Source organism: Streptomyces pathocidini (genome assembly GCF_001418495.1).
Lineage (GTDB): Bacteria > Actinomycetota > Actinomycetes > Streptomycetales > Streptomycetaceae > Streptomyces > Streptomyces pathocidini.
Genome location: NZ_LIQY01000436.1, coordinates 1 through 4,710, shown reverse-complemented (window position 1 = coordinate 4,710; position 4,710 = coordinate 1). Strand labels below are relative to the sequence as shown.

Here is a 4,710-nt window from a genome sequence, read left to right as displayed (position 1 = left end):
ACCGTGCGGGCCGTGATGGACCGGCTCACCCACGAGCCGGTCTCCGGCGCACCCCCCGGCCGGGCGCTGTTCGCCGCGGGCGCCGAGGTCGTCCTCGACGTCCCGCTGGCCGCCACCCCGCCGACCGAGGCCACCTGGTCGACCCTGCCCCACATCGCCCCGCTGGCCGGGCTGCGCGGCGACGAGCCGCCCTGCCTGGTCGCCTACATCGACCGCACCGGCGCCGACCTCGAACTACGCGCCGCACACCGCTGCGAGACCCTCGGCCAGGCCAACGGCAGGGAGTGGCGCGGCCGCGGCCACCGCGGCGTGCCCACCGACCGCTACGAGTGGCACTACCGCAACAAGGTCGAGAACGGCTGGAACGAGACCGCCGACGTCATCGCGGGCGAAATCACCCGCACCTGGCCCGAGACCGGCGCCCGGCTGCTGGTGCTGACCGGCGACCCCCGCGAGCGGCGGGCCGTGCACCACCGGCTGCCCGAGCAGATCAAGGCCGCCACGGTCGAGGTCGAGAACGGCAGCAGGTCCCCCGGCGCCTCCAGGAGCGCGCTGGACCGGCGGATCGCGCAGGCCTGCGAGGAGTACGTACGAGGCCGGGTGGAAGACGCCCTCGACCGGTTCCGCGCCGGCCGCGGCCGCGGCGGCGAACACGGCGCCCGCGGCGTCGACAGCAACCCCGGAGAGGCGGCCGAGGGCGTGCCCGCCCTGGTGGACGCCGCCCGCAGCCACCAGGTCGGCACCCTGCTCCTCACCCAGGACGCCTCCGACGCGGGCCGCGCCGTGTGGATCGGCCCCGGCGCCGACCAGGTCGCCGTACAGCGCGGGCAGGCACAGGCCATGGGCGTGCCAAAGCCGGAGCAGGCCCGCGCGGACGACGCGCTGCTCCGCTCCGCCGTGGCGGCCGGCGCCGAACTGCTGCTCGTCCCCGAGGGCACGAAGGGCCCGGCGGGCGGCCTGGGCGCGGTCCTGCGCTGGAGCGGCTGAACCACGGCCCCCGGGCAAGGCAGCGGTGCCCATCGGGCCACCGTCGCCCACCAGCTGATCGCCGAGCACCTCGTCTCGGGCCGGATGGAGCCCGGTGAGGAGATCGGCCTGCGGGTGGACCAGACCCTCACCCAGGACGCCACCGGCACCCTGGTGATGCAGGAGCTGGAGGCGCTCGGCCTGGACCGGGTGCGGACCCAGGTCAGCGTCCAGTACGTCGACCACAACCTCCTCCAGGCCGACGAGCGCAACGCCGAGGACCACGTCTTCCTGCGCTCGGCGGCCCGCCGCTTCGGCCTCTGGTACTCCAAGCCCGGTAACGGCGTCTCGCACCCCACCCACATGCAGCGCTTCGGCGTCCCCGGCCGGACCCTCGCGGGCTCCGACTCCCACACCTGCGCGGCCGGCTCCCTCGGCATGCTCGCCGTCGGGGTCGGCGGCCTGGAGGTGGCGCTCGCCATGGCGGGCCGCCCGCTGCACCTGCGGATGCCGCACATCTGGGGCGTCCGGCTGACCGGTGAACTCCCGCCCTGGGTCAGCGCCAAGGACGTGATCCTGGAGCTGTTGCGGCGCCACGGCGTGCAGGGCGGCGTCGACCGGATCCTCGAGTACCACGGCCCCGGCCTCGCGGGCCTGACCGCCATGGACCGCCACGTCATCGCCAACATGGGCGCGGAACTGGGCGCCACCACGACCGTCTTCCCCGCCGACGAGGCCGTACGGGACTTCCTGCGCGCGGAGGGCCGCGAGCGGGACTTCACCGAGATCACGGCCGGTCCCGGAGCCGGCTACGACCTGGAGGAGGAGATCGACCTCTCTGCCCTGGAGCCGCTGATCGCCCGCCCCACCTCGCCGGGCAACGTCGTCCCCGTACGCGAGGCGGCCGGGGAACCGGTGTCCCAGTGCGTCGTCGGCTCCTCCGCCAACCCCGGGCTGCGGGACTTCGCGATCACCGCCGCCATGGTCAAGGGCCGCCAGACCGCGCCGGGTGTGAGCTTCGACGTCAACCCCACCTCGCGGGAGATCCTCCAGGATCTGACCCGCATGGGCGCCACCTTCGACCTGATCGCCGCGGGCGCCCGCATCCACCAGGCCGGCTGCCTGGGCTGCATCGGCATGGGCCAGGCCCCCGCCGCCGGGCGCAACTCGCTGCGCACCTTCCCCCGCAACTTCCCCGGCCGCTCCGGCACCGAGGAGGACGCCGTCTGGCTGTGCTCGCCCGAAACCGCCGCGGCCTCCGCGCTGACCGGGGCCGTCACCGACCCCCGCGACTGGGCCGCCGAAGCCGGCATGGAACCACCCGACCTCGCCCTCCCCGAGCGCGCCTCCGTCAACACCGCCGCCCTGGAGCCCCCGCCGCCGCAGGAGGAGGCGGTACGCGTCGAGCTGGAGCGCGGCCCCAACATCTCCGCGCTGCCCGGCTTCGGCCCGCTGCCCGCCACCCTCGAAGGGCCCGTACTCCTCAAGGCGGGCGACAACGTCTCGACCGACGAGATCTCCCCGGCCGGCGCCAAGGCCCTGCCGTACCGCTCCAACATCCCCCGGCTCGCCGAGTTCACCTTCACCCGCCTCGACCCCGAATACCCGCGCCGAGCGGCCGAGTTGGGCGCCGCGCACTTCGTGGTAGGCGGCGACAACTACGGGCAGGGCTCCTCCCGCGAGCACGCCGCGATCACCCCGCGCCACCTGGGTCTGCGCGTGGTCGCCGCCCGCTCCTTCGCCCGCATCCACTGGCAGAACCTCGCCAACTTCGGCGTCCTGGCCCTGGAATTCGACGACCCCGCCGACTGGGAGCGCATCGACCCCGGCGACCGCCTCCGCCTGGAACACCTGGACGCCGCACTGGCCCCGGACGCCCCACCCGTACTCCAACTGCGCAACACCACCAAGGGCGAGGAGTACGCGGTGCACCACCGGCTCTCCCCGCGCCAGCGCGCCACCGTCCTCGCGGGCGGCGTCATCCCCCGGATCGCGGCGGAGGCGGAACCCCCGGCGCGGGAGTAGAAACGACAGTGCGGGTCACCCGCCCCTGTCGTACCCCCGTGCTGCACCGCCTCCCGAGGAGGGATCCCCGTGCCGATCGCGACCGTCAACCCCGCCACCGGGGAAACGCTCAAGACCTACGACGCTCTCGGCGGCGAGGAGATCGAAGCCCGGCTGGCCCGCGCCCACGCGGCCTTCCACGTCTTCCGCACCACCCCGTTCGCCGCCCGCAGCGAGCTGCTGCGCGACGCGGCCGAGCTGCTGGAGGCCGACCAGGACGACATCGCCCGCACCATGACCCTGGAGATGGGCAAGACGCTGAAGTCCGCCCGTGCCGAGGCCGCCAAGTGCGTCAAGGCCATGCGCTGGTACGCCGAGCACGCCGAGGAACTGCTCGCCGACGAGCACCCGCGCGCCCACGACGTCGCCGACTCGGGCGCCGCCGACACCGTCGTCCGCTACCGTCCCCTCGGCCCGGTCCTGGCCGTCATGCCGTGGAACTTCCCGCTCTGGCAGGTCGTACGGTTCGCCGCCCCCGCCCTCATGGCCGGCAACGTCGGCCTGCTCAAGCACGCCTCGAACGTGCCGCAGACCGCGCTCTACCTGGAGGACCTGTTCCGCAGGGCGGGCTACCCCGACGGCTGCTTCCAGACCCTGCTCGTCGGCTCCGACGCGGTCGCCGACATCCTGCGCGACCCGCGCGTGGCCGCCGCCACGCTCACCGGCAGCGAGCCCGCCGGCCGCTCGGTCGCCTCGATCGCCGGGGACGTCATCAAGAAGACCGTGCTCGAACTCGGCGGCAGCGACCCGTACCTGGTGCTGCCCTCCGCCGACCTCGACAAGGCCGTGGCGACCGCGGTGACCGCCCGCGTCCAGAACAACGGCCAGTCCTGCATCGCCGCCAAGCGGTTCATCGTGCACACCGACGTCTACGACGCCTTCGCCGCCCGCTTCGTCCAGGCCATGTCCGCGCTCGCCGTCGGCGATCCGATGGAGGAGTCCACCGACGTCGGGCCGCTCTCCAGCGAGCAGGGCCGGCGCTCCCTGGAGGAGCTGGTCGACGACGCCCGCGGCCGCGGCGCGACCGTCCTGTGCGGCGGCGACCGCCCGGAGGGCCTGACAGCCGGGTGGTACTACGAGCCCACGGTCCTCGCCGACATCACCCCGGAGATGCGCATCCACCACGAGGAGGCCTTCGGCCCCGTCGCCACGCTCTACCGCGTCGAGGACCTGGACGAGGCGGTGAAGACCGCCAACGACACCCCGTTCGGCCTCAGCTCCAACGTGTGGACCCGGGACGAGGCCGAAAAGGAGCACTGCGCACGGGACTTGGAGGCGGGCGGCGTCTACTTCAACGGTATGACCGCCTCCCACCCCGGCTTCCCCTTCGGCGGCGCCAAGCGCTCCGGCTACGGCCGGGAGCTGTCGGCCCACGGCATCAAGGAGTTCTGCAACGCAACCACGCTCTGGTACGGGAAGTAGGCGTCGGTACGGAGAGTAGGCGTCGGTACGGGAGCTGGGCGTCGCTACGGGAGCAGCCCGGCGCCCGCTCAGGAGCCCGAAGGCTTGACCTCCGCGATCAGCAGTGCCACGTCGTCGTGCCCGTCCGGGTCCCGCAGCGAGTGCAGCAGCAGGTCGCAGGTCCGCTCCAGCGAGTGGCGCCGCCCGTCCAGCATCCGGACCAGCGCGGCCAGCCGGTCGTCGATCGGGTCGTCCCGCGTCTCGATCAGCCCGTCGGTG

3 protein-coding genes and 1 pseudogene are annotated in these 4,710 nt (G+C 73.9%); 3 read left to right on the top strand and 1 reads right to left on the bottom strand.

Translation table 11 applies throughout. The features are described 5' to 3' along the window. The 3 genes and pseudogenes from AOK16_RS19680 to AOK16_RS19670 form a co-directional block, all read left to right on the top strand. Positions 1–987: baeRF2 domain-containing protein (locus AOK16_RS19680; protein ID WP_157859276.1), on the top strand; the 987-nt coding region annotated here is incomplete at its 5' end. Positions 988–1,026: 39 nt separating this feature from the next. Beyond that, positions 1,027–2,991, top strand: a pseudogene (locus AOK16_RS19675) (aconitate hydratase); the annotation flags it as partial. Between the two features lie 69 nt (positions 2,992–3,060). Then, positions 3,061–4,452: an NADP-dependent succinic semialdehyde dehydrogenase gene (locus tag AOK16_RS19670; protein ID WP_055473520.1), complete on the top strand. Its 1,392-nt coding sequence runs from the start codon at positions 3,061–3,063 to the stop codon at positions 4,450–4,452. A gap of 68 nt (positions 4,453–4,520) precedes the next feature. Here the strand turns inward: AOK16_RS19670 and AOK16_RS19665 are convergent. Next, positions 4,521–4,710: SpoIIE family protein phosphatase (locus tag AOK16_RS19665; protein ID WP_157859275.1), on the bottom strand; the 190-nt coding region annotated here is incomplete at its 5' end.